The organism is Rhodococcus sp. 06-462-5, assembly GCF_002258315.1.
Lineage (GTDB): Bacteria > Actinomycetota > Actinomycetes > Mycobacteriales > Mycobacteriaceae > Rhodococcoides.
Map to the genome: position 1 here is coordinate 308,093 of NZ_NOYD01000005.1, position 22,959 is coordinate 331,051.

General features: G+C 65.0%; 21 protein-coding genes. 6 read left to right on the plus strand and 15 right to left on the minus strand.

What is annotated here, in order from left to right; genetic code table 11:
* Positions 1 to 241 precede the first annotated feature (241 nt).
* The gene (locus CH251_RS03610; protein WP_094611852.1) at positions 242 to 1,267 is read left to right on the plus strand and encodes a helix-turn-helix domain-containing protein; all 1,026 of its coding nucleotides are present in this window, start codon (positions 242 to 244) and stop codon (positions 1,265 to 1,267) included.
* Positions 1,268 to 1,285: 18 nt separating this feature from the next.
* Here CH251_RS03610 and CH251_RS03615 read toward each other — a convergent pair whose 3' ends face one another.
* The 5 genes from CH251_RS03615 to CH251_RS03630 all read right to left on the minus strand — a co-directional run bounded on the left by CH251_RS03615 (position 1,286) and on the right by CH251_RS03630 (position 5,524).
* The gene (locus CH251_RS03615; RefSeq protein ID WP_218828262.1) at positions 1,286 to 2,275 is read right to left on the minus strand and encodes an NAD(P)/FAD-dependent oxidoreductase; all 990 of its coding nucleotides are present in this window, start codon (positions 2,273 to 2,275) and stop codon (positions 1,286 to 1,288) included.
* Complete coding sequence (gene fdxA, locus CH251_RS27695) at positions 2,272 to 2,586, minus strand: ferredoxin (RefSeq protein ID WP_094611854.1); 315 nt, start codon at positions 2,584 to 2,586, stop codon at positions 2,272 to 2,274. Before fdxA ends, CH251_RS03615 begins: the two co-directional genes overlap by 4 nt.
* 36 nt (positions 2,587 to 2,622) lie before the next feature.
* Positions 2,623 to 3,057, minus strand: coding sequence for a molybdopterin dinucleotide binding domain-containing protein (locus CH251_RS27750; protein WP_256978781.1), 435 nt, complete (start codon positions 3,055 to 3,057; stop codon positions 2,623 to 2,625).
* Complete coding sequence (locus CH251_RS03625) at positions 2,970 to 4,802, minus strand: molybdopterin-dependent oxidoreductase (protein WP_256978782.1); 1,833 nt, start codon at positions 4,800 to 4,802, stop codon at positions 2,970 to 2,972. Before CH251_RS03625 ends, CH251_RS27750 begins: the two co-directional genes overlap by 88 nt.
* A gap of 125 nt (positions 4,803 to 4,927) precedes the next feature.
* A complete protein-coding gene (locus CH251_RS03630; protein ID WP_094611855.1) occupies positions 4,928 to 5,524 on the minus strand; it encodes a TetR/AcrR family transcriptional regulator in 597 nt (198 codons plus the stop codon).
* 187 nt (positions 5,525 to 5,711) lie between these two features.
* Between CH251_RS03630 and CH251_RS03635 the strand changes: the two genes are divergently transcribed.
* Both CH251_RS03635 and CH251_RS03640 read left to right on the plus strand, forming a co-directional pair.
* Positions 5,712 to 6,545 (plus strand): alpha/beta fold hydrolase, encoded by an 834-nt coding sequence (locus CH251_RS03635; RefSeq protein WP_094611856.1) that lies wholly within the window; start codon positions 5,712 to 5,714, stop codon positions 6,543 to 6,545.
* Between the two features lie 41 nt (positions 6,546 to 6,586).
* Positions 6,587 to 7,009: an SRPBCC domain-containing protein gene (locus CH251_RS03640; RefSeq protein ID WP_179273644.1), complete on the plus strand. Its 423-nt coding sequence runs from the start codon at positions 6,587 to 6,589 to the stop codon at positions 7,007 to 7,009.
* A 10-nt stretch (positions 7,010 to 7,019) separates the two neighbouring features.
* On the opposite strand, the gene CH251_RS03645 is transcribed toward CH251_RS03640, so the two are convergent.
* The 9 genes from CH251_RS03645 to CH251_RS03685 all read right to left on the minus strand — a co-directional run bounded on the left by CH251_RS03645 (position 7,020) and on the right by CH251_RS03685 (position 17,812).
* Positions 7,020 to 7,700, minus strand: a complete 681-nt coding sequence (locus tag CH251_RS03645) for a response regulator transcription factor (protein ID WP_306436830.1) — start codon at positions 7,698 to 7,700, stop codon at positions 7,020 to 7,022.
* Entirely contained in the window at positions 7,697 to 9,085 is a 1,389-nt protein-coding gene (locus tag CH251_RS03650) for a GAF domain-containing sensor histidine kinase (RefSeq protein ID WP_179273643.1), read from the minus strand. The genes CH251_RS03645 and CH251_RS03650 overlap by 4 nt, the downstream gene beginning before the upstream one ends.
* Positions 9,082 to 10,269: an iron-containing alcohol dehydrogenase gene (locus tag CH251_RS03655; protein WP_256978792.1), complete on the minus strand. Its 1,188-nt coding sequence runs from the start codon at positions 10,267 to 10,269 to the stop codon at positions 9,082 to 9,084. The genes CH251_RS03650 and CH251_RS03655 overlap by 4 nt, the downstream gene beginning before the upstream one ends.
* A 184-nt stretch (positions 10,270 to 10,453) precedes the next feature.
* Positions 10,454 to 11,971 (minus strand): VWA domain-containing protein, encoded by a 1,518-nt coding sequence (locus tag CH251_RS03660; RefSeq protein WP_094611859.1) that lies wholly within the window; start codon positions 11,969 to 11,971, stop codon positions 10,454 to 10,456.
* On the minus strand, positions 11,968 to 13,005 hold the full coding sequence (locus CH251_RS03665) for a MoxR family ATPase (protein ID WP_094611860.1): 1,038 nt from the start codon (positions 13,003 to 13,005) through the stop codon (positions 11,968 to 11,970). Before CH251_RS03665 ends, CH251_RS03660 begins: the two co-directional genes overlap by 4 nt.
* Positions 13,006 to 13,087: 82 nt before the next feature.
* Positions 13,088 to 14,359 carry an NDMA-dependent methanol dehydrogenase gene (gene mdo / locus CH251_RS03670; protein WP_032376592.1) on the minus strand — a complete coding sequence of 424 codons (1,272 nt, stop codon included), beginning with the start codon at positions 14,357 to 14,359 and terminating at the stop codon, positions 13,088 to 13,090.
* A gap of 199 nt (positions 14,360 to 14,558) precedes the next feature.
* A complete protein-coding gene (locus CH251_RS03675) occupies positions 14,559 to 15,743 on the minus strand; it encodes an MFS transporter (protein WP_094611861.1) in 1,185 nt (394 codons plus the stop codon).
* Positions 15,744 to 15,866: 123 nt separating this feature from the next.
* Positions 15,867 to 16,643, minus strand: coding sequence for a glutamate racemase (locus CH251_RS03680; RefSeq protein ID WP_094611862.1), 777 nt, complete (start codon positions 16,641 to 16,643; stop codon positions 15,867 to 15,869).
* Entirely contained in the window at positions 16,640 to 17,812 is a 1,173-nt protein-coding gene (locus CH251_RS03685) for a cystathionine gamma-synthase (protein WP_094611863.1), read from the minus strand. The genes CH251_RS03680 and CH251_RS03685 overlap by 4 nt, the downstream gene beginning before the upstream one ends.
* Positions 17,813 to 17,893: 81 nt before the next feature.
* On the opposite strand from CH251_RS03685, the gene CH251_RS03690 reads away from it, so the two are divergent.
* A complete protein-coding gene (locus CH251_RS03690) occupies positions 17,894 to 19,066 on the plus strand; it encodes an acyl-CoA dehydrogenase family protein (RefSeq protein WP_094611864.1) in 1,173 nt (390 codons plus the stop codon).
* Between the two features lie 53 nt (positions 19,067 to 19,119).
* On the opposite strand, the gene CH251_RS03695 is transcribed toward CH251_RS03690, so the two are convergent.
* Positions 19,120 to 20,505 carry a cystathionine beta-synthase gene (locus tag CH251_RS03695; protein ID WP_094611865.1) on the minus strand — a complete coding sequence of 462 codons (1,386 nt, stop codon included), beginning with the start codon at positions 20,503 to 20,505 and terminating at the stop codon, positions 19,120 to 19,122.
* Positions 20,506 to 20,601: 96 nt separating this feature from the next.
* Here CH251_RS03695 and CH251_RS03700 point away from each other — a divergent pair, with 96 nt between their 5' ends.
* Both CH251_RS03700 and CH251_RS03705 read left to right on the plus strand, forming a co-directional pair.
* The gene (locus CH251_RS03700) at positions 20,602 to 21,615 is read left to right on the plus strand and encodes an SGNH/GDSL hydrolase family protein (protein WP_094611866.1); all 1,014 of its coding nucleotides are present in this window, start codon (positions 20,602 to 20,604) and stop codon (positions 21,613 to 21,615) included.
* 71 nt (positions 21,616 to 21,686) lie between these two features.
* A complete protein-coding gene (locus CH251_RS03705; protein WP_094611867.1) occupies positions 21,687 to 22,907 on the plus strand; it encodes an acetyl-CoA C-acetyltransferase in 1,221 nt (406 codons plus the stop codon).
* Positions 22,908 to 22,959 lie beyond the last annotated feature (52 nt).

The window sequence follows — 22,959 nt, forward strand, 5'->3', positions numbered from 1 at the left end:
CCCCTTTCGTCTCGTCCGGATTCAGAATGGCCGGGGTGGGGGGCGCGCATTTGACCGCCAGCGACCGTTAGTTGACCTGCAGAGACCTCTCCATGCCGTCCGGATCGGACTTTCCGGCAATGTTACGAACAGTGAATCAACCGGAAACATTGCGCGCTAACCTCGAACAAGGCTCCTGCATCGCAGTGACGACACGGTCACCAGGACCGACGACGGTGGGCTTCGACGAAAAGGGGTTCCCATGCTGTCCAGATCCGGATTCTCGATCCCGACTCGCACGACCAGCCGCAGCGACTGGTGCGACATGTTGAACGAGCACTTCGTCGCACTGGACGTCGCGGACGTGGCCGACAGCCGATTCACCGGTGCCGTCCGATCGATGTCGCTTGCACACCTTCAGGTTTCGAGTGTTCGATCCACCACGCAGCGCATCGCGCGTACCGACTCGCTGATCGATCAGGATCGCATCGAATACGTCCAGATCGGGATGATCAGACGCGGCTCGGCCATCGTCGTGCAGGACGGCCGCGAATGCACTCTGACGCGAGGCGACTTCGCGATCTACGACACCTCACGCCCGTTCGACTGGATCATCGACGGCCATCCCGACGACGATCAGTGGGAACTGGAGGTCTTCACCTGGCCCCGTCACATGCTTCGGCTCGACGCCCGTGAGTCCAGCGACATGACGGCGATGGCGTTCGACGGATCCGCCGGATTCAGTGGGCTACTGGGCCGGTTTCTTCACGATCTGAGTTCGACGCGCTCGTCACTGGACATCACCGGAGCGCAGGCGATAGCGGACGAGGTCGGCGATCTCGTCAGCGTGATCGCCCGCAACACCACCACGAACTCGACCGTCGACTCGCCCAGCGCAGCGCTGGTTCGGTCAGCGCAGCGGTACATCGAGGAAAACCTCGCAGACACCGAACTCTCACCTACCTCGGTGGCGTCGGCAATGTTGGTCTCGACGCGACAGTTGCACCGTGTGTTCGCCTCGAGCGGCACGACGGTGGCCCGCACCATCAGAACCAAACGGCTCGAGCGCTGCCGCCGCGAGATCGTCGGCAGCATCACGCTGGACAAGTCGCTCGGGCAGATCAGCCGGAGATGGGGCTTCGCGGACCTCGCAGTCTTCAGCCGCGCCTTTCGTGAGCAATACGGCATGAGTCCGCGGCAGTACCGCGCCAGTGTCTGTGCCCGATCGGACGACCCGCGTGCGGTGACGCGCTCGACACGGCCGACCGACCGAGAACAGAGGCACTGACGCGACGAGCGACTCGACTCAGTGAATCGAGTCGCTCGAATGGCCCGGCGTGACCGGTGCCGAACCGTCGATCAGTGGTGCGATGTGGTTGACCGCCGTCGCCGCCTCGGCGAATCCGACCGCGATCAGCTTGACCTTGTCCTGGTGTCCGGCAACGTCGCCCACCGCGAATACTCGCCGACGGTTGGTCCGCATCGTCCGGTCGACGGCGATGTCGCGCTGGTGCTTGTCGAGGCCCCACGTCCCGATAGGACCCAACGCCGCTTTGAACCCGAGTGCAGCAACGACACTCGACACTTCGAGTCGACGGCGTTCGGTCCCGGCTCCGTCGACGATCGTCACCGACTCGACGGCGTCCGAGCCCGCGATCTCCTCGACTTCGTACGGAGTCAGTACATCGACACTCGACCGCTCCAACAGTCCCAAGCTGTGAGCATGAGCCCGAAACTCGTTGCGGCGGTGCACCAATACCACCGACTTCGCAATCGGTTCCAAACTCAGAGCCCAGTCCACCGCCGAATCACCGCCGCCGACGATCATCACGTGTTCGCCGGCCAGCTCGTTCAGTCTCGGCACGAAGTAGCGAAGCCCACGATCGTGGAACTCCGATCCCGCCGGCAACGGTCTCGGCGTGAATTTGCCGATCCCCGCTGCCACCAGAACTGCCTTCCCGACGACGGTGACACCCTTGTCCGTCGTGATCCTGACGGACTCCTCGGATTCTTCGAGCTCGGTCGCTACGTGTCCCATCAGATACGTCGGCTTCGCCTGCTCTGCCTGCTCCACCAAGGCGTCGACCAAATGCTGCGCCTTGATTGCCGGGAAACCGGCGACGTCGAAGATCTTCTTCTCCGGATACAACGCGGCCAGCTGACCACCGGGATGCGGTAAGGCGTCGATGACAATGACCGTCAGCCCACGGAAGCCCGCATAGTAGGCACCGTAGAGGCCGGCCGGGCCAGCGCCGACGATGATCAGGTCACACTCGAAATCGGTTGCATCACTCACTTCTTCGCCACTTCGTCGATCGTCGGATGGTCGTGGCCGACCGGGCCGAGATCCTCCGCGCCACCCGACGCGTCGGCATCCTCGCAGAACTCCACTGCGATATCGACGAACCGCCTCTGCTCGTCCGGAATCTTGTGTTCCCAGAAGATTGCGTCGTTCGGGCACGCGGGCATGCATTTTCCGCAGTCGACGCACTCGTCGGGATTGATGTACATCATCCGAGCACCCTCGTAGATGCAGTCGACGGGGCACTCCTCGGTGCATGCCTTGTCGAGCAGGTCGATGCACGGTTCGGTGACGACGTAGGCCATGGCGAAATCCTCGTTCTCGTTGTAGGGAAGGTGTTGTCAGGCGTCGAGTGGTCGCACGTCGACGAGGGTGTCGGAGAACGTGGGGGCGTTTCCGAGGTCGGCGAACACGGTCGGGTTCAGCGAGGCCGGCGTGGACAGCGAGAGCATGTTCTTTCTCCACGCTCCCATCGCGCACACCGTCACGCCCTCCATGACGGACTTGTCCAGCTTGGCCAGGACGGTGAACTCACCGCGATCGTTGAACACTCGAACCACGTCACCGGTCGCGACACCTCGCCGCTCGGCGTCGGCCGGGTTGATCAGCAGGGTGGGCTCCTTCTGCACCTTGCGATGCATGTCGAGATTTCCGAAGCTCGAATTCAGATAGGCGTGCGATTTGGGCGTCAGCAGGTTGAGCGGATACTTCTGCGCCAGTTCGGGGTTGGTCCGTGACGATTCGCGTGGCGCGATGTAGTGCGGAAGCGGATCCACCGGTTGACCCGGCTGGTGATCGTTCGAACCCTGCCGGAAGAGAGGCAGAACGAAGTTGCACCCGCCGCTGCCGAGGACAGGAACTCGGTCTTGCCGGACGGCGTCCGGAAATTGCCCTCGGCGTGGGGTGCGTACTCGTCGGGGCCGGGAAGATTGAGCCGCTGCCACCCGAGCTGCTTGAGCGACTCGATCGAGATGCCCTCCATGGCCGGCGCGTTCCAGTCGTACGACAGGGCTATGAGTTCCTCGTCGGTTCGGGAGAACACCGGCTCGGTGAACCCCATGGCCTTGGCCAGTCGCCGGAAGAGTTCGGTGTTGGGGACCGCTTCTCCCATCGGCTCGATCGACCGATTGTTGTAGGTGACGAACAGGTGGCCCCACGAGAAGTTGATGTCGTCCTGCTCGAGCTGTGTGGTCGCCGGCAGGATGATGTCCGCGTAATCGGCTGTGTCGGTGATGAAATGGTCACTGACGACGGTGAACAGATCCTCGCGGCTGAGCCCGTCGATCATTCGCTTCTGATCGGGACACACCACCACCGGATTCGAGTTGTAGACCATCAGGCCTTTGAGGGGCGTGTCCAGATTGAGCCCGCCGGTCAATGCTTCGCCGAGTTGGTACAGGTTGATCACCCGTGTGCCTGGAGTCTGCAGATCCGTCTGCAGGAACTCGGGCCAGTTCACCGGGAATGCCCACAGGGGTAGCTGCAGGATCCCACCGCCGGGCTTGCGCCAGGCACCCACCAACGACGGCAGGCACGAGATGGCTCGGACGCTCTGCCCGCCACCGGCGCTCCGCTCGATCGCGACACCGATGCGAATCACGGCCGGCTGACTCTGCGCGTATTCCCTTGCCAGGGTGTAGATGTCGTCGACGGGGATGCCCGTCTCCTCCGACGCCCACTGCGGGGTATATTGCTGCACGCGTTCGGCCAACTCGTCGAAACCGATGGTGTGACGTTCGATGTAATCCGCGTCCGTCAGCCCCTCGTCGATGATGACGTGCATCATCGCCAGTGCGAGTGCGCCGTCGGTGCCGGGACGGATGGGGATGTACCAACTCGCGGCCTTCGCGGTTCTGGTCTTGACCGGATCGATCACGACGACCTTGGCACCGCGCTTCTTGGCCTCGGCCACATACGGCCAGAGGTGCAGATTGGTGCTCATGATGTTCGACGCCCAGATCAGGATGAACTTGGAATGGACGAAGCTTTCGGGATCGACACCCGCCGTGTCGCCGACCGTCATCGCGTAGGCAGTGCACGAGCCCGCGTCGCAGTAGGTGCGCTCGGCCACCGTTGCGCCGAGACGGTTGAAGAATGCGTCGCCGACGTTGAGCCCCTGCGTGATTCCCTGGGTGCCGAGGTAGTTGCACGGCATGATCGCTTCCGGGCCGAATTCATCGGCGATGGCGGTGAACTTCTCCGCGATGGTCGCGACGGCCTCGTCCCACGAGATTCGTTCGAAGCGGCCGGAGCCTTTGGGTCCGGATCGCTTGAGCGGGTACAGCACTCGGTCGGGGCTGTAGACCTTGTCCAGGTAGTTGTCCACCTTCACGCACAGTCCACCGTTGGTGTACGGGTTGGTCTTGCTACCGCTGACGCTGGTCGCCACACCGTCCGCGACGGTGACCACCATGGAGCAGGAATCCGGACAGTCCTGGCCGCAGGCTCCGAGAACGGTGAGCTCCGCGGGGCGATCTGCGGGAGCGTCGTCTTGGCGTGTGCCTTCTTCAACAGTCGTCATGGGGTGCTCCTCGGCATGGATATCACTGGTGTGTGTTATCCCGAGCCTGCACCTCGCGGACGCTCCGAACAGGACGCGGAGCGCCGTCTACTTTGCGCTCTGCGCCCGCGCGAGGGTTCCTCGCATCAATCCGACTCGGGCCCCGGCCGCGGCTTGGTGTCCGCCCATCGAGTGAGGGCGATGACGAACCCGTCGACGAGACGCTCGAAGCTCCGATCGACGTCTGCACTCATGGCAAACGCTCCTGCCGTTTCGTAGGAGACGAATCCATGGAGGGTGGATCGGAACGCCCGGATCGCATCGATCGCATCGTCGCCTTCGAGGCGGTACGCGGTCAGTACGTCGGCGATGACACCGATAGCGGCCAGTGAGACCGACTCGTCCTCGACATCGCCCGGCGCTGGCATCAGATTCGACGCCTCGTATCGGGCCGGATGCTCGAGCGCCCAGGCGCGGTAGGCCCGCGACATGGCGGAAATGCTCTCTGCTCCCGAACGACCTACTGCCGCTCGCGCGAGCACTTCGCCGAGTTCGCGCTTTGCATTGACAGCGATGTCGCGGTGCAGGCCTGCCATCGAGTCGATGTGCTTGTACAAGGAGGGCTGCTTCACGCCGAGTCGGTCCGCCAATGCTGCCAGGGTGAGCTTGCCGAGACCCACGTGATCGGCCATCATCGCCGCTTCCTCGGCCACACGTGCACGCGTCAGACCTGCTCTAGGCACGGGACACCGACCACGCGTAGGTGGAGATGAGGGAATCGAACGTCGAGCTCATGTTTCTCACCGAGCTATGGCTACTCCATTTTCTGGCTAGCGTCAATAGCCTGGCATCGACCGATTCTCGTGCCACCGTTCCCAGATTCTGCTTTGGCTATTGCCAATAGCCTTAAGGCATGCCATAGTAGCTTCCATGACTTCCTCAGCCTCGCATCCCATCCCGTCGACTCAGTACGTCTCCCGCCCGGAGGGACGCATCGCCTACGACCTCCAAGGCGAAGGCCCCCTTCTCGTCCTCGTGCCCGGCATGGGCGACCTGCGCTCCTCCTACCGCTTCCTGACGCCCGCCCTCGTCGCAGCCGGATACTCGGTGGCAACCACCGATCTGCGTGGCCACGGCGACAGCGACACCACGTTCACCTCCTACGGCGATACCGAGACTGCCGGCGATGTGCACGCGCTGATCACCCACCTCGGCGGATCGGCGGTCATCGTCGGGAACTCGCTGGCCGCGGGAGCAGCGGTGATCGTGGCCGCCGATCATCCCCATCAGGTCGACGGGCTGGTGTTGGTCGATCCGTTTGTGCGCAACCCACCCTCGAATGTGTTCACGCGGACCATGTTTCACACGATGATGGCCCCGCTGTGGGTTGCCGTGATGTGGAAGTCCTACATGCCCACCCTCTACGCGGGACGCAAGCCCGACGACTTCGACGACTACCGCACCGCCGTCGTGACCAGCCTCAAACGCAAGCCGTACGGCAAGGCATTCTCGAAAACGACACGACAGACCGATCACGCAGTTGCCGAGGCCCGACTCGGCGAGGTTGCCGCGCCCGTCGTGGTGATCATGGGAGAACTCGACCCGGACTTCAAGGATCCCGCGGCCGAGGCCCAGTGGATCGCCGACACACTCCATGGCGAGGCCGTCATGGTCGCCGAAGCCGGCCACTATCCGCAGTCACAGCAACCCGATGTGACCGCCCACGCCGTGCTCGAATTTCTCACCGCCGTATACAGCGCCTGACCCCCACCCGAATCTTCACGAACGGACACATCATGGGCATCGTGCTCACTTCCACCATCGACATTGCCGCCACCCCCGACCAAGTCTGGGACGTACTCTCCGACTTCGATTCCTACGGCCAGTGGAGCAACTTCTCCCGCGTGAGCGGAACAGCGACGAAGGGCACCAGGCTCTCCATTCGCATGCCGGGCATGTCTTTTCGGCCGTACGTGACTGCGGCCGTTCCGAATCAGGAGCTCGAGTGGTCGGCGACGATCGCCGGCGAACGCTTCTTCGTCGGCCGACACACCTTCACCCTGACCCCGAACGACGACGGAACCACCCGACTGAACAACGTCGAAACCTTCTCCGGTATCTCCGTACGGCCGTTCCGACGACTGTTCACCAGCAAGGAGGACGACGGCTATGCATCGTTCAATCGAGCACTGAAGCAGCGGGTCGAGACGCGACCCTCACCGGCATGAGTCAGTCGTTCTAGATGAGCCCCTGCTTGCTCGCCGCGTACACGGCCTCGGCTCGCCTGGACACCGCGAGCTTGCGCATGATGTTGCTGACGTGGAATTTGACCGTCGTCGCCGAGATGAACAGTCGCGTTCCGATCATGTTGTTGGACAAGCCCGTCGCGAGCAGCCTCAGGACCTCGAGCTCACGCTCGGTCAGGCGCTCGATGCTGCTCGGTGTGCCGTTGAGAGAGCGAACGACGGCCGAGGCGCTCCGCGAGTCGAAGGCGCTCTCGCCGCGCGAGACCGCGCGGATCGCGCGTACCAGCTCGGTGGTGTCGACGTCCTTGACCACGTATCCGCGCGCTCCCGCATGCACCGCCTCCACCACGAGTCGGTCGTCGAGGAAGGTGGTGAGCACCAGAAGACCGATTCCGTTGTGCGCCTTGGCCAGTTGCGCACACAAAGCAAGGCCCTCGTAGTCCGAGCTGGCCGAGAGCTTGAGGTCCATCAGCACGATGTCGGGCTCCACGCGCGCGACGACGGCCAACCCCTCCTCCCGTGTCGACGCCTCCCCCACGATCGTCAGATCCGACTCGCGTTCGAGCACCGACCGTAGTCCGTCGCGCAGAATCGCATGATCGTCGACCAGCACGATGCGGACCGTGGGTGCGGCCACCTGACCTTGGCCCTCGCGGATCGTCGGTACGCTCACGGGGTGTCGCCCTTCTCCGAAGTACTGCCGAGGGGATTGCTGCCGAGCGGGATTCGCACGGTCACTCGCACTCCCCCGGTACGGGCACGTCTGATCTCGAAGACGCCACCGTGCTCGCGGGTACGGGCCGCCATGTTCGCCAATCCTCGATGCCTGCCGTCGACGTCGGTGGACTCGGACAGATGCAGCATCATCCGCAGATGGGCCGGATCGCCGTCCCCGTCGTCGGCGATGGACAACTGCACCTGATCAGGCGAGTAGGTCAGTCTCAGAATTGCCCGCGACGCATGGGCGTGCACCGCGGTGTTGAACAGCGCCTCACCAGCGATGCGCAGCAGGGCGTGCTCGCATTCGCTGCTCAGCTCGACCGGAGTTCCCTCCACTCGCAACGACACCTGCAACTCGTCTGGCATGTGCACCACCGAGAGCTGCTCGAGCATCTCGGGCAGAGACGTTCGATCGGCATCCTGCGGATGGTTCAGCGCATAGATCGCAGACCGCAATTGTTCGACGGCTCGACGCGTCAACTCCTTGGCCAGATCGAGCCGTTCTCCGCGCTCCTCGGCCGGAATGTCGCTGCGGCACACCTCGATCTGCATACCGGCCGACAACACCGCCTGCGTCACGCTGTCGTGTAGTTCGCGGGCGATGCGATGCCGTTCGTCGTCGAGCACCTGATGTCTGTGCGCGGCACCCAACTGCCGCTGAGTCACTTCGAGTTCGGCGTTGCGGGCTGCCAGATCCGCTGCTGTGCGGTGGGCCTGGGCGTACGCGTTCTCGGTGCGTTCGAGCAATTGTCGCCGGCTCTGGAACAGAGCCGAATTCTGCAGTGCCACAGCCGTTTGACTCGCCAGAATGCTCAACACGGCCGCGTCGGTTGCGTCGAGTACCCGGTGGTCGCCGGTCCACGCCGCGAACGCGCCGACGACGCCACCGTCGAACGCGATCGGCACGAAAGCGTGATGGGCCGAGATGACCGGAGTCTGCCCGTCACCGCACGTGGACGTCCGAATCGACTCGAGGCAGTCGATGACGTCGTCCGGCAGCGGCGGACCCTCGACGTTGTCGACGAGGAACGGCGTGGCGTCCGGTCCGAGCACCAGTCGCCGGGGGCCGGCATCGGGGAGTGCACCGTCGGCGAGCGCGAACACGACCCACTGTGCGCTCAGATGAGCACGAGCTGCTTCCGCGACCGCGCACACGAGCGTCTCGGGGCCGTCGACCGTCCGCACCAGCGCCCGCGAAATCAGTTCCAGCGCATAGACGACGCGTTCGAGCCGTTCGGCCGCGCCGCGATACTGGGGGTAGAACGTGTTCTTGCCCGAGCGCAGTCCCGTCAGTAGCGACAGGTCGGGTCCGGACGTCACATCGGGTCCCGACGTCACAGCGCACTCCGGAACAGTTCGACCATCTCGCGGTGCGTCGCGGAGCGCGGATTGGTGGACATGCAGGCATCGTGTAAGGCGTTGGTGGCCAACACATCGAGATCCGACTCACTGACACCGATCTGCGCGAGGCCCGAAGGGACACCGACCTGTCGCGCGAGTCGGTCGACGCGGTCGGCCACCGCCATCGCGGCCTCTTCCGGCCTCGCGCTACCCTCGGGCAGTCCGAGGCTCGTCGCAATGGCCACGTACGGCAACGGATCCTCGGCCGCATTGAAGCGAATGACATGGGGCAGCAGCACCCCGTTGATCACGCCGTGCGGCAGGTCGAGCAGTCCACCCACCTGGTGGCTCATGGCATGCGTTGCACCGAGGATCGCATTGGTGAAGGCCAGTCCCGCTTCGAGACTCGCCTGGGCCATGGACCCGCGCGCAACCATGTCGGCAGGTTCGTCGATGGTGCGCGCCAGCTGCGACATCACCATGGTGATGGCCCGCAGGGCATGGTGGTCGGTGAGCTGATTGTGTCCGAGCGAGACGAAGGCCTCGATACCGTGCGTCAGGGCATCCAAACCCGTTGCTGCATTGAGCCATTCGGGCATCGTGGTGAGCAGCCGTGGGTCGATCACGGTGATGTCGGGGACCAGAGCCCTGCCGAGAATGGTGATCTTCGTCGAGCGCGCCGTGTCGGTGACGATGCAGAACTGGGAGACGTCGGCACCCGTACCGGACGTCGTCGGCACCATGACCAGGGGCGGAATCGGACGCGTGGCCTGGTCGACGCCCTCGTAGTCGAGGATTCTGCCGCCGTTGCCGGCCAGGATCGCAATGCCCTTGGCCGCATCCATCACCGATCCCCCACCGATGGCCACCAGCACATCGCAGCCCGATTCGGCGTAGACCGCATGTCCGGCTTCGATCTCGACGTCTTTCGGGTTGGGCGTCAGGTCGCTCCATACCTGGGGAAACAGGCCCTGTGCGGTGAGCAGATCGATCAGCTGACCCGCCCAACCGCTGTCGATCAGACCGGCGTCGGTGACCACCAGCGGACGCACTCCGCCCAACCGAAGCGTCGCGTGCGCCACTTCACCCAGCGAATCTTGACCGAACACGATCTCCGGGGCGTGGAACTTGAGCACGCGGGGTGCTTCCGGGCGGCTGCGTCGATCGTCGAGGTCGTGCAGCGCCTTGCCTACGTTCGCAGTAGCTGCCTGGTCCACGGTTCACACCCTCGCTGTCCATCGGCCCGAGACATCCGGGCATGTGATTCAGGTTACAACCCTACGAGGGGGGTTCGTCGAATCCCACCAGCGCCGGACCAGGTTCCCACCTACCCGATCGGGTAGGTGGTGGGCGCCGGCGGACAGGTCACGACAGCGCGTGCCCCAGTTCGGCCGCCTGCGCCGTCAACTGTTCCCCGTCCCTCGCCACCACGACCCGGTCGCAGACCTGCTCGTAGTCCTCCATCGAACACGCGGCCTGAGCCCAGTAGCGGCGCGCCTCCGGGGTGATCCACGCGATGCGGTGCACCTTGGACCGAATCTTCTCCAGCGCATCGAGCCCCGCCGGGCGGCCGTTGCACCGGCCGTCGCCGACGATGATCACCGCGGTGCGCTTGTTCAGTACCTCGGCGTGCGAGTCCAGCAGATCGGCGAACGTGGTGCCGTAGTCGCTACTGGCTTCGAGGTCCAGACGCGCATCCGCGAGCACGGCAGCCAGCGCACCGTCCCCGGTGCTGCCGAGCAGGGTGGTCGTCACGTCCACCGGAGCATCGACGAACCCCATCACCGTGCATCGGTGCGCTCGCGCATGCATGGCTTGTGCGAGCCTCAACGTGAACGCGGTGATGGGCCGAACCGACAGTGATACGTCCGCGAGCACGAGGAGTCGGACCTTGTCCGGTACGGGTGTCTTCGTCACCAGACGAAACGGTATTCCGTCGGTCCGCAGACTCGAGCGCACGGTGCGTCTCATGTCCAACGGCCCTCGCGAGTGCTCGCGCGGTCGCGGTCGCGGGGTGCCGCGCATGTGCTGCAGCACTTCGTGACTCGCGCGCTCGATCTCGGCGTGCCGGCCGATCGCCTGCGCCGCGGCGTCGATCGGTATCGATGAGGACATGGTGCCCGTCAGATCACCCAGCGCAGCGACGAAAGCCTCGACAGCATCGGTGATCCGGTCCAGCATCGCGGCACTGAGCGGACCGGAATCACCGCCGTCGCCGTAGACGCTACGCGGATCGTAGGCGTCGAACCACGCCAGGATGCTCGCCGGATCCTCCCAATTCAGCTGTCCCGCAACCGCTCCGCTGGTACTCGACGCCAACTCCCCTGCCGCCGTCGAGCCGGACCGCTCCAGGTCGACGGTGTAGGTGACCCCTCGACGACCCATGTCGCCGTCGGTGTCGATCGACAGATCGTGATCCTCGGAGGACAGGCTGATGTCGTCGTCGTCCTTGTGTGGGTTGAAGCCTTTGTCGGCTTCGGGCGCGTCGAGCAGATCCCCGATCTCGACGGCACGCTCGTTGTACTCGGCGTACTTGGCGGCCTCCTGGTCCGCTCCCACATCCAGGTCCGTCGGAAGTCCACCCGCCACCTGCGCACCCAACGGCGATCGATGCTCGTCCACGGCACTGTCGACGGGATCCCTGAACATCGACTCGAAAGCGAGATCGAAACCGTGCTGTTCGTGGTCGTACTTGGCACACGTCGCGCGCAGGGCCGCACGCAGAATCGTGACGTCCCGGCCCCCGAGGAAACCGAGGACGCGTCGTACCTCGATGACCTCGGCCGGCGACGCCGCCACTCCGAAGCGCCTGAGCGTACGCCCGAAAACCGCTGCCAACACATCGAGTACCACCGACGGCGTGAACGGCTCCACAGCAGTCATCGTCGTATTCCTATGCCGCCCTTGTCGCGTCCACCGTGTCCTCGAAAGGCCGTTGCGGTCGTGTTGACGATCGTTCCCAGTGACGGTGCGGCAGAGGCTGTCTCTGCAACCGGACCGGCCATGGCGATCTTCATGTCCGAGGAGTACTTGACCAGCGCTGCGAGCAGATACTTGCGGGTGTCCTCGGTGTGTCCGAGGACCGACGCGATGCGGGCGGCGTCGATCACTTCCGAGATGGACGGGCTCTTGCGCAGCGGAAGCTCACGCAATTGCGTTGCCAGTGCGACGATGTCGGCCGCGATGTGTGCGGGCACCTCGGGAGCACGAGCGGTGACGATCTCGCGTTCGCGCGCAGCCGTCGGATAGTCGAGGTGGAAGTGCAAGCAGCGACGCTTGAGCGCCGAGGACAGCTCGCGAGTGTCGTTGGAGGTCAATATCACCCACGGATCGCTGCGCGCGGTGAACGTGCCGACCTCAGGGATGGTCACCTGCTTCTCCGCGAGTACCTCGAGCAGCAACGCCTCCATCGATTCCTCGGTGCGGTCGACCTCGTCGACCAGGAGCACCACCGGCTCCTCCGAGAGCACCGATTCCAGCAGGGGGCGCACGGCGAGGAAGGGCTCGGAGTAGAGGCCGAAGTCCTTGGCCGCAAGCATCTTCGAGGCGTCGTCGATATCGGTGACGTGCTGGGTGAGCGCGCCGATGTGCTCGCGCAGCATCTGCACGTGCAGCAATTGCTTGGCGTAGTCCCACTCGTAGAGGGCTCGGTTGTCGTCGAGGCCCTCGTAGCACTGCAGCCGAACCAGCTTGCGTCCGCTCGCCGCGGCGAGGGACTTGGCCAGCTCGGTCTTGCCCACGCCCGCAGGACCTTCGAGCAGCAGTGGGCGATCGAGCGCTGTCGCCAGATGCACCACGGTGGCGAGGTCGTCGTCGGCGATGTAGTCCTGCTCACCGAGCGCACGCTGCAGATCGGCGGCGTCGGTGAATCGAACGGTGCCGGTGTCGTCGCTACGCACTGTCGACAGCGAGGTCATGTGTTTCCCTTCGTGGTGCGGCGGAGCCGCAGTGGTGCGGTTATGCGCCGCCCGGGGCACATAACCGCACCACTGCGCAGCATCAGTACGACTCGTTGATCGCGTGAGAAACGACGGGAATCATCGACTCCACGGTCACCTCACGGGGGTTGCCCGGGGTGCACCAGTCTTCCTGGATGTGCTCGGAGATCTTCAGAACCGACTTCTCGTCGCCCTTGATCACGTCGCCCTTGCCCGCGTACTTGCCGGTGTTCATCCGGTTCTTGTCGTACGTCGCGGAACGAATAGAGCCGAAGTTGTCGGGAATTCCGACGTCCTTGGCGAGGCGGATGGCGGCTTCGACGGCAGCATCGGCCGCCTGCACGGTGGTCATGTTCTTGGTGTCGACGCCCATGGCCACGGCGATCTCGGCGTAACGCTCGTAGCGTGAGGGCAGGTTGTACTCCCACACGCGCGGCAGAGCGATGGCGTTGTTGAGGCCGTGCGCGCTGTCGTAGAACGCGCTGATCGCGTGCGAGATCGAGTGGATGACACCGAGTCCGCCGGAGTTGAACGCCTGTGTGGCGATGTACTGAGCGTTCATCATGCCCTCGCGAGCCTTCAGGTTGCCCGGGTCGTACACGGCTTCACGAAGGTGCTTGGATACCAACCCGATCGAATAGATCGCGTTGCCCAGCGACGGCGCGAAATCGAGACGCGAGACGTACGGCTCGGCACCGTGGGCAAGAACGTCGAAGCCACAGAACGCGGTCCACTGCTGGGGGCAGGTGTAGTAGAGCAGCGGATCGTCCAGTGCCAGAGTCGGTGTCGACGCCTCGTCGAAGGCAAGCCACTTGTGCGGCTTCTCCATGTCCGAGGTGTCGGTGATGACGTAGGCCCAGGAAGTCTCCGAACCCGTTCCGGCAGTGGTCGATACGGCGATGTGCGGTGGGTTCTGCTTGTTGGTGGACTTGGAGAATCCCTCGAACTCGTTGATGTTGCGGCCGTCGTGGGCGACGACGACGCGAATGCCCTTGGCCGCGTCGTGGCTCGAACCACCACCGACGGAGATGACGCTGTCGCACTTCTCCTTCTGGTACAGCGCGGCACCGTCCATGACGTTGTAGTCCTTGGGATTGGACTCGACCTTGTCGTAGAGGACCACCTCGACGCCCTGGTACTCGATCTTGCCGATCAGTTCCTCGATGATTCCGGACCCGCGCAGACCCGTCGTGACGAGCAACGAGCGCTTGAACCCGAGTTCCTTGGCCTCGACGCCGATCATGTCGTGTGCGCCGACTCCCAGCTTGGCGCGCGGCAGCGGGTGAAACTCCTTGATGGGGAATTCCCAGATCTGATTGAGCTCGATAACCATCGGTGTCTCCTCGGTGAGTGTGAGTGACAAGACGCCTCGTCCTGTGATCGGCGTCTCACTGATGACCACACTCCACTGCCTGGCACCGAGTTGGGAACACCTCGAGGCGGGAACCCTGCCAACGACCCGACCGAACTACCCGATCGGGTAGGAGTACCCGCTCACCCTCGGCAGAGGAAGACTCACAGACTCTGGCGCACTACCGATCTCGCCGCTGAGCCAGCGAGAATCCGAGAACCGAGAACAACGCCATCGAGATGACGAACGCGCCGTACACCTCCACCGTCGTGCTCAACCCCAGTCGGTGCACGGCCAGTCCTGCGGCGACTGCCGGCACACTGAAGGCGAGGTAGCTGATGACGAACGTCGTGGCGAACACCCCGCCTCGCTCGGCGGCGGGAACCAGCGCACCGAGCGTGCGCATCGCGCCCAGAAATGTTGCTCCCCAGCCCGATCCGGCGATAACGGCCCCGACGAAGTACAGCGCTATCGACTCGATCTGCACCGACACCAGGGTCAGTGCGACGCCTGCCGCCAACACCGTCGCGCCGGTCATCATGACCGTACGAGGGAACCCGTTGCGCACCACCGCAGCTGCCACGGCACCTGAGGCGAACAGTGCGAAGATCTCCAGCCCGCCGACGATGTGGTTGTCGATATCGAAGACGCCGCCGACGATCGAGGGACCGAGCGAGAGGTGGAAGCCACCGAGAGACCAGGTGGCGAACAGGGCCGGGGCGATGAGAAAGAACGGTGCCCGCACCGACTTCGGAATCGACATCCTCGGCAGCAGGGTCGACGCGAGGTGGCGTCGGGAATCGAAGCCGCGCAACGCCGAAGTCTCGGGGACGAACAGCAGCGCGACGGCCAGGGTCAGGGCCGCGACGATCAGCAGTGCGAACACCAGGATCTCGGGCGCGGGAGCCAACTGCACCAGCAGCCCGGCCCCGAGCGCACCACCTGCCAGACCGAGGGAGGGCGCGATGCTGTTGAGCAACGGCCCGGTGGATACGTTGGGCTGCAGATCGATGACGGCCGCGCTCATGGCTCCCGTGGCCGCGCCTGCTGCTATTCCTTGCACGACGCGTGCCGCGATGAGGAGCGGCACGCTGTCGGCAACGATGAACAGCACCAGGCTCACCACCAGCAACATCAGTGAAGTGATCAGAATCGGCTTGCGGCCGATGTGGTCCGACAGGCTGCCGACGGTGAGCAGCGTCGCCAACAGCGCCACCGCGTAGACGGCGAAGATGAGGGTGAGGGTGATCGCGCTGAATCCCCACGACTGCTGGTACACCGGATACAGCGGAGAAGGTGCCGCCGAGGACGCCATCAGCACGATGAAGGCGACACCGACCACCCAGAAGGCGTACCGATGCGGCATCCTCACCGCAGTCCTTCCGGTACTACCCCGCGTTTCCACGTCGACCATGTGTTGTCCCTCCACCGCCGCGACCGTTACCTCAGTGAAGGACAACGCGTAGGAGTGGCTCGCATTCCCGACGAATCAGAATCGGTGTGCTCCCGCGCCCTCGAGCAGCAGCTGTCCCTCGCGGTAACGCTGAACGCTCGCAGGCAATTCACCCTCGATTCCGCTGAGCCACACCGATACGCGGCCGGTGCTCGCACCGCTCGAACCGACTTCGTCGACGCGTCGCACCGTCTGGTTGGCCACCGCCTCGGCGCTGTCGAACATCGTGATGGCACCCGGCAACTGCGCCACGATCTCGCCCCGCACCAGTGGGTAGTGCGTGCACCCCAGCACGATCGATTCGACGTCGGCGGGTGTGGCGGCCACTGCAGCAGCGATGGCTGCGCTGATTCCACGTTCGTCGCCGCGGTCGATCGAATCCGCCAGACCATGGCACGCCACACTCGTCACCGTTCGGTGCGAGGCGAACTGCTCGATCAAACGTCCCTGATAGGCGCTCGCGGTCGTGGCCGCCGTCGCCCAGATCGCGATCCGATCGCTCACCGCTGCAGCGGGTTTGATCGCAGGAACGGTACCGACCACCGGAATCGTGTCACCGAGCGCGGCACGAACGTGACTCAGCGCCGTCACACTGGCGGTGTTGCACGGAAGCACGACCACCTCGGCACCGAGTTCGACGGCATGCCGAGCGGTACCGACCACCCGCTCGATCACCCACGCATCCGGCTTCGGACCCCACGGAGCGTTGTCGGGGTCCATCATCAGCACCAGATCGAGCTCGGGGCGCGCTTGTCGCAGCCGCGCAGCCGTCGGGAGCATCCCCAGGCCCGAGTCGATCAGTGCGACGATCATGCCAGCGCTTGCTCTACGTCACCGACCAGATCGGCACCGTCCTCGATACCGACCGACAGACGCACCAGATCGTCGGGCACCTCGAGCAACGAACCGGCCGTCGAGGCATGGGTCATCGCGCCGGGGTGTTCGATCAACGATTCGACGCCGCCCAAGGATTCCGCGAGAGTGAAGATCTCGGTCTTCGCGCAGAAGTCCAGTGCTGCCTGCTTGCCGCCGGCCAGACGCACCGAGACCATGCCGCCGAAGCGTCGCATCTGCTTCGCGGCGACCGCGTGAGACGGGTGCGCTTCGAGTCCGGGGTAGATGACCTGCGAGATGGCCGGGTGACCGTCGAGGAATTCGACGATCTTCTCGGCATTGTCGCTGTGTCGCTCCATCCGCAGCGCAAGGGTCTTGATTCCGCGCAGGGTCAAGAACGCGTCGAACGGCCCCGGAACTCCGCCCGCGCCGTTCTGCAGGAACGCGAACGCCGTATCGAGTTCTTCGCTGTCGGTCACCAATGCGCCGCCGACGACATCGGAGTGTCCGCCGATGTACTTGGTGGTCGAGTGCAGCACCACGTCGGCACCGAGACTCAGGGGCTGCTGCAGGTACGGGGACGCGAAGGTGTTGTCGACGACGAGCTTGGCCCCGCCCTCGTGTGCGACGCCCGAGAGGGCCTCGATGTCACCGACGTTGAGCAACGGGTTGGTGGGCGTCTCCACCCAGACCAGCTTGGTGTTCGGGCGCATCGCCGCGCGGACCTCGTCGACATCCGACACCGCGGCCACCGAGTACTCGATGCCCCACTGGGTGAAGACCTTGTCGATCAATCGGTACGTGCCGCCGTAGGCGTCGTTGGGGATGACGAGGTGGTCACCGGGGCGGAGCGCCGAGCGGAGCAGGCAGTCCGTCGCCGCCATGCCCGAGGAGAACGCGCGCCCGTAGGTGCCGGACTCGATGGCCGCCAGATTGGCTTCGAGCGGCCGACGCGTCGGGTTGCCGGTGCGCGCGTACTCGAAACCGCTGCGCATGCCGCCGACGCCGTCCTGCGCGAAGGTGGAGCTGGCGTAGATCGGCACGTTCACCGCGCCGGTCAGCGGATCGGGCTCGTACCCGGCATGGACCGCCTTGGTGGAAAAGCCCTGCCAGGAGGTGTTGTCTGCCTTGCTGCGCTGCTCACTCATGCCCTCCACCCTAATCGGCCTGCGTCGCCCGGCGGGGTCGTGGGTAACCTGCGAAGACAACCCCCAGCGGAAAGAGGCACCGTGGCCAACTCCCAGAGCGTCGACGAACTGTTCGCGATCGATTCACTCCTCGACGACGAGGAGCGCCAGATCCGGGACACCGTCCGCAAGTTCGGCAACGAGCGCATCCGCCCGCACATCGCCGACTGGTTCGACGAGGGCACGGTGCCGGCCCGTGAATTGGCCAAGGAACTGGGCTCGCTCGGGTTGCTGGGCATGCATCTCGAGGGATACGGCTGCGCCGGAACGTCGGCGACGGCGTACGGCCTGGCCTGCCTCGAGCTCGAGGCGATCGACTCCGGCATCCGCTCGTTGGTCTCGGTGCAGGGCTCGTTGGCGATGTTCGCCATCTGGAAGTACGGCTCCGAGGAGCAGAAGCAGCAGTGGCTTCCGGGCATGGCCGAAGGATCGCTGATCGGCTGCTTCGGGCTCACCGAAGCCGACTTCGGATCGAACCCCGGCGGGATGCTCACCCGGGCCAAGCGCGACGGTGACGACTGGATCCTCAACGGCAGCAAGATGTGGATCACCAACGGTCCCGTCGCCGACGTCGCCGTCGTGTGGGCGCAGACCGAGGACAAGATTCGCGGATTCGTCGTGCCGACCGACACACCGGGATTCACCGCCAACACGGTCAAGAAGAAGCTGTCGCTGCGTGCGTCGATCACCGGTGAGTTGGTCTTCGACGACGTTCGACTGCCTGCCGACGCGATGCTGCCCGAGGCCCGCGGTCTGAGCGGACCGTTGAGCTGCCTCAACGAGGCCCGCTTCGGCATCGTCTTCGGCGCTATGGGTGCGGCGCGGGACTGCATCGAATCTGCCATCGAGTACTCGCAGACTCGCGCGGTGTTCGACAAGCCACTCGCCGGATACCAGCTCACCCAGGCCAAGCTCGCCAACATGGCACTCGAACTCGGCAAGGGGCAACTGCTCGCACTGCACCTGGGCCGACTTAAAGACAAGGGCGAACTGCCGGGCGAGCGGGTGTCACTCGGCAAGCTCAACAACGTGCGCGAAGCGATCAAGATTGCTCGTGAATGCCGAACGATATTGGGAGCCAACGGAATCACGCTGGAATACCCGGTGCTCCGACATGCCAACAACCTCGAATCCGTCCTCACCTACGAGGGCACATCCGAGGTCCATCAACTGGTGATCGGGCAGGCGCTCACCGGTACCAGCGCGGTGCGCTGACGCGCAGTGGTGCGGTTGAGTGCCCCCTGGGGCGCTCAGCCGCACCACTGCCGCTAGGCACCCTTGCTGAGGAATCCGAGCAGATCGTGGCGCGTGATGACGCCGACGGGCTTGCCTTCTTCGACGACCATCAGCGCATCGGATTCGCCGAGTGCCTTGGTGGCGTCGGAGACGGTTTCGCCTGCACCGATCAGCGGGAACGGCGCGCTCATGTGCTTGGCGACGGGGTCTGCCAACGCCGCGCGACCCTCGAACACGGCGCTGAGCAGATCACGCTCGGTGACGCTGCCTGCAACCTCGCCTGCCATGACGGGCGGCTCGGCTCCGACGACGGGCATCTGCGAGACGCCGTACTCGCGCAGGATTTCGATGGCGTCGCGCACGGTCTCGGACGGGTGGGTGTGCACCAGATCCGGCAATGCACCGGACTTGCCGCGCAGCACCGCGCCGACGGAGGTCTCCTCGGTGGTGCCGTCCAACCTGGACCGCAGGAATCCGTACGAGGACATCCAGGAATCGTTGAAGATCTTGGCCAGGTAGCCGCGTCCGCCGTCGGGCAGCAGAACGACGACCAGCGCGTCGGGACCTTCGCGCTCGGCGACCTGGATAGCAGCAACGGCAGCCATGCCGCAAGAGCCGCCGACCAGCAGGCCCTCCTCCCGTGCGAGGCGACGGGTCATGTCGAACGAATCAGCATCGGAGACCGCGATGATCTCGTCCGGGATGGACGGGTCGTAGGCGGTCGGCCAGAAGTCCTCGCCGACGCCCTCGACGAGGTACGGGCGTCCCGTACCTCCGGAGTACACCGAGCCCTCGGGGTCGACGCCGATGACCTTGACCTTGCCGCCGGAGACCTCCTTGAGGTACTTGCCGGTGCCGGAGATGGTGCCGCCGGTGCCGACGCCTGCGACGAAGTGGGTGATCTTGCCGTCGGTGTCGGCCCAGATCTCGGGACCGGTGGTCTCGTAGTGGCTGGCCGGGCCTGCGGGGTTGGCGTACTGGTTGGGCTTCCAGGCTCCCTCGATCTCGCGGACGAGCCGGTCGGAGACGCTGTAGTAGCTGTTGGGGTCCTCGGGTGCGACGGCCGTCGGGCAGACGACGACCTCGGCTCCGTAGGCGCGCAGCACGTTGCGCTTGTCCTCGCCGACCTTGTCGGGGCACACGAACACGCACTTGTAGCCGCGCTGCTGAGCTACCAGCGCGAGACCGACACCGGTGTTGCCGGACGTGGGCTCGACGATGGTGCCGCCGGGCTTCAGTTCCCCGGACGCCTCTGCCGCGTCGATCATCTTGACCGCGATGCGGTCCTTGGACGAACCACCCGGGTTGAGGTACTCGATCTTGGCCGCGACTGTGCCTGCACCGTCGCCGACGACGGTGGACAACTTCACCAACGGGGTGTTGCCGATGAGTTCGGTGATGTGCTGTGCGATGCGCATTGCACCATCTTCCCAGATGCGGGTATTCGACTCTCGGTCACGGCCGTCGACACCCGCCTACGATGGTGACGACGGCGCGACGAGAGGGATCGATCTGTGACGGCGAGCGGATGGCGTACCGCTGCGAAAGCGAGCGCCGCGACGGTTCTCGCAGGCTCCGGAGCAGGGACTGCGTCCTGGGCCGCGTACCGACATCTGATGGCGCAGGCCGCTGCGGCACGCGGTGTCATCGGGCGCACCACCGCCAAACCACCGGAGGCCGACGGCGTCTACACCGCGGGATGCGCGGCCCCGGAACGGTGGCGGATGGGAAATTCAGCAGATATTCATCTGATGATCTTCGGCGACTCCACTGCAGCAGGAGTGGGCTGCATCGTCGCCGACGAAGTCCCCGGCGTGCTGCTCGCACGCGGACTGGCCGAGGAAACCGGGCAACGAATCCGATTGAGTACCAAGGCGATTGCCGGTGCCACCTCGAAGGGACTCGAAGGCCAGGTCGACGCGATGTTCGTCGCGGGCCCGCCCCCGGACGCGGCGGTCATCTTCGTCGGCGCGAACGACGTCACCAAGAAATTCTCCATCGCGGCGTCCGCGGCCCGGTTGGGCGACGCGGTGGAGCGGCTCACCGCCAAGGGCTGCGTCGTCGCCGTGGGTACGTGCCCCGATCTCGGTGTCGTGACGGCCATTCCGCAGCCGCTGCGCACCGTCGTCCGCAATTGGGGTCGACGCCTCGCGAACGCGCAGACGGCCCGCACGCTCAGCGCAGGCGGGCATCCGGTGGCGTTGGCGGATCTGCTCTCCCCCGAGTTTCTCGCGGCACCCGACACCATGTTCTCGGCGGACCGCTTCCACCCGTCGGCCGCCGGCTACGAGCTCGCGGCGCAGCAGATTCTGCCGGTCCTCGCATCGGCGTTGGGGGTGTGGCACGGCGGCCCGCTCCCGGAACTGCCCACCGTGTCCGCGGCCGTCGAATCACGCAAGGCCATCCCCCGCGCAACGGCCGCACTCGATCGCTTCCTGCGTCGCAGAACGGCGGAGCTCGACGCCGAGATCGTCACTGCATCCGAGGATCTCGTACGTCGTGGCGGCGGCGGTCGGGCGGGGTTGTAAGTTCGGTCAGGAGACATCGCCTACTCGGCGGTAACAGAGCAGGTAAGCAGTATCGATTCGAAGGAGATCTCATGCCAGAGGCAGTCATCGTCGCCACCGCGCGCTCACCGATCGGCAGGGCGATGAAGGGGTCGCTCAAGGACATTCGTCCCGACGACCTCACCGCCCAGATGGTCGCCGCCGCGCTGGCCAAGGTGCCTTCGCTGGACCCGAAGGACATCGACGACCTGCTCCTGGGCTGTGGCCTGCCCGGCGGCATGCAGGGCAACAACCTCGCTCGCATCGTCGCGGTTCAGCTCGGCTACGACTCGCTGCCCGGAACGACGATCACGCGTTACTGCTCGTCCTCGCTGCAGACCACCCGCATGGCGCTGCACGCGATCAAGGCAGGCGAGGGTGACGTATTCATCTCCGCAGGCGTCGAGAGCGTGTCCAGCTTCGTCCACGGCAGCTCGGATTCGCTTCCGGAAAGCCACAACCCGATCTTCGCCGACGCCGAGGCCCGCACCAAGAAGGCACAGGAAGAGGGCGCGGACAGCTGGACCGATCCCCGCGAGAACGGCGAACTGCCCGACGCGTACATCGCGATGGGCCAGACGGCCGAGAACGTCGCCCTCCTCACCGGCATCACCCGCGAGGACCAGGATCACTGGGGCGTGCGCAGCCAGAACCGCGCCGAAGAGGCCATCAACGCCGGTTTCTTCGAGCGGGAGATCACCCCGGTGACCCTGCCCGACGGCACCGTCGTCAACACCGACGACGGCCCTCGCGCCGGCACCACGTACGAGAAGATCAGCCAGCTCAAGCCGGTCTTCCGCCCCAACGGCACCATCACTGCAGGCAACGCCTGCCCGCTCAACGACGGCGCAGCAGCGCTCGTCATCATGAGCGACACCAAGGCCAGGGAACTGGGCCTGACGCCGTTGGCTCGCATCGTCTCCACCGGAGTCACCGGCACGTCCCCCGAGATCATGGGCCTCGGACCGATCGAGGCCACCCGCAAGGCGCTGAAGATCGCGGGCATGTCGATCTCCGACATCGACCTGTTCGAGATCAACGAGGCCTTCGCCGTGCAGGTCCTGGGATCGGCCCGTGACCTCGGCATCGAGGAGGACAAGCTCAACGTCTCCGGTGGTGCCATCGCGATCGGCCACCCGTTCGGTATGACCGGTGCACGCATCACCACCACGCTGCTGAACAACTTGACCACCCAGGACAAGACGTTCGGCGTCGAGACCATGTGCGTCGGCGGCGGCATGGGTATGGCCATGGTGCTGGAACGACTCAGCTGAGTCGAGAGATCACAACGAAAAAGCCCCGCCCTCCTCGAAGGAGCGGCGGGGC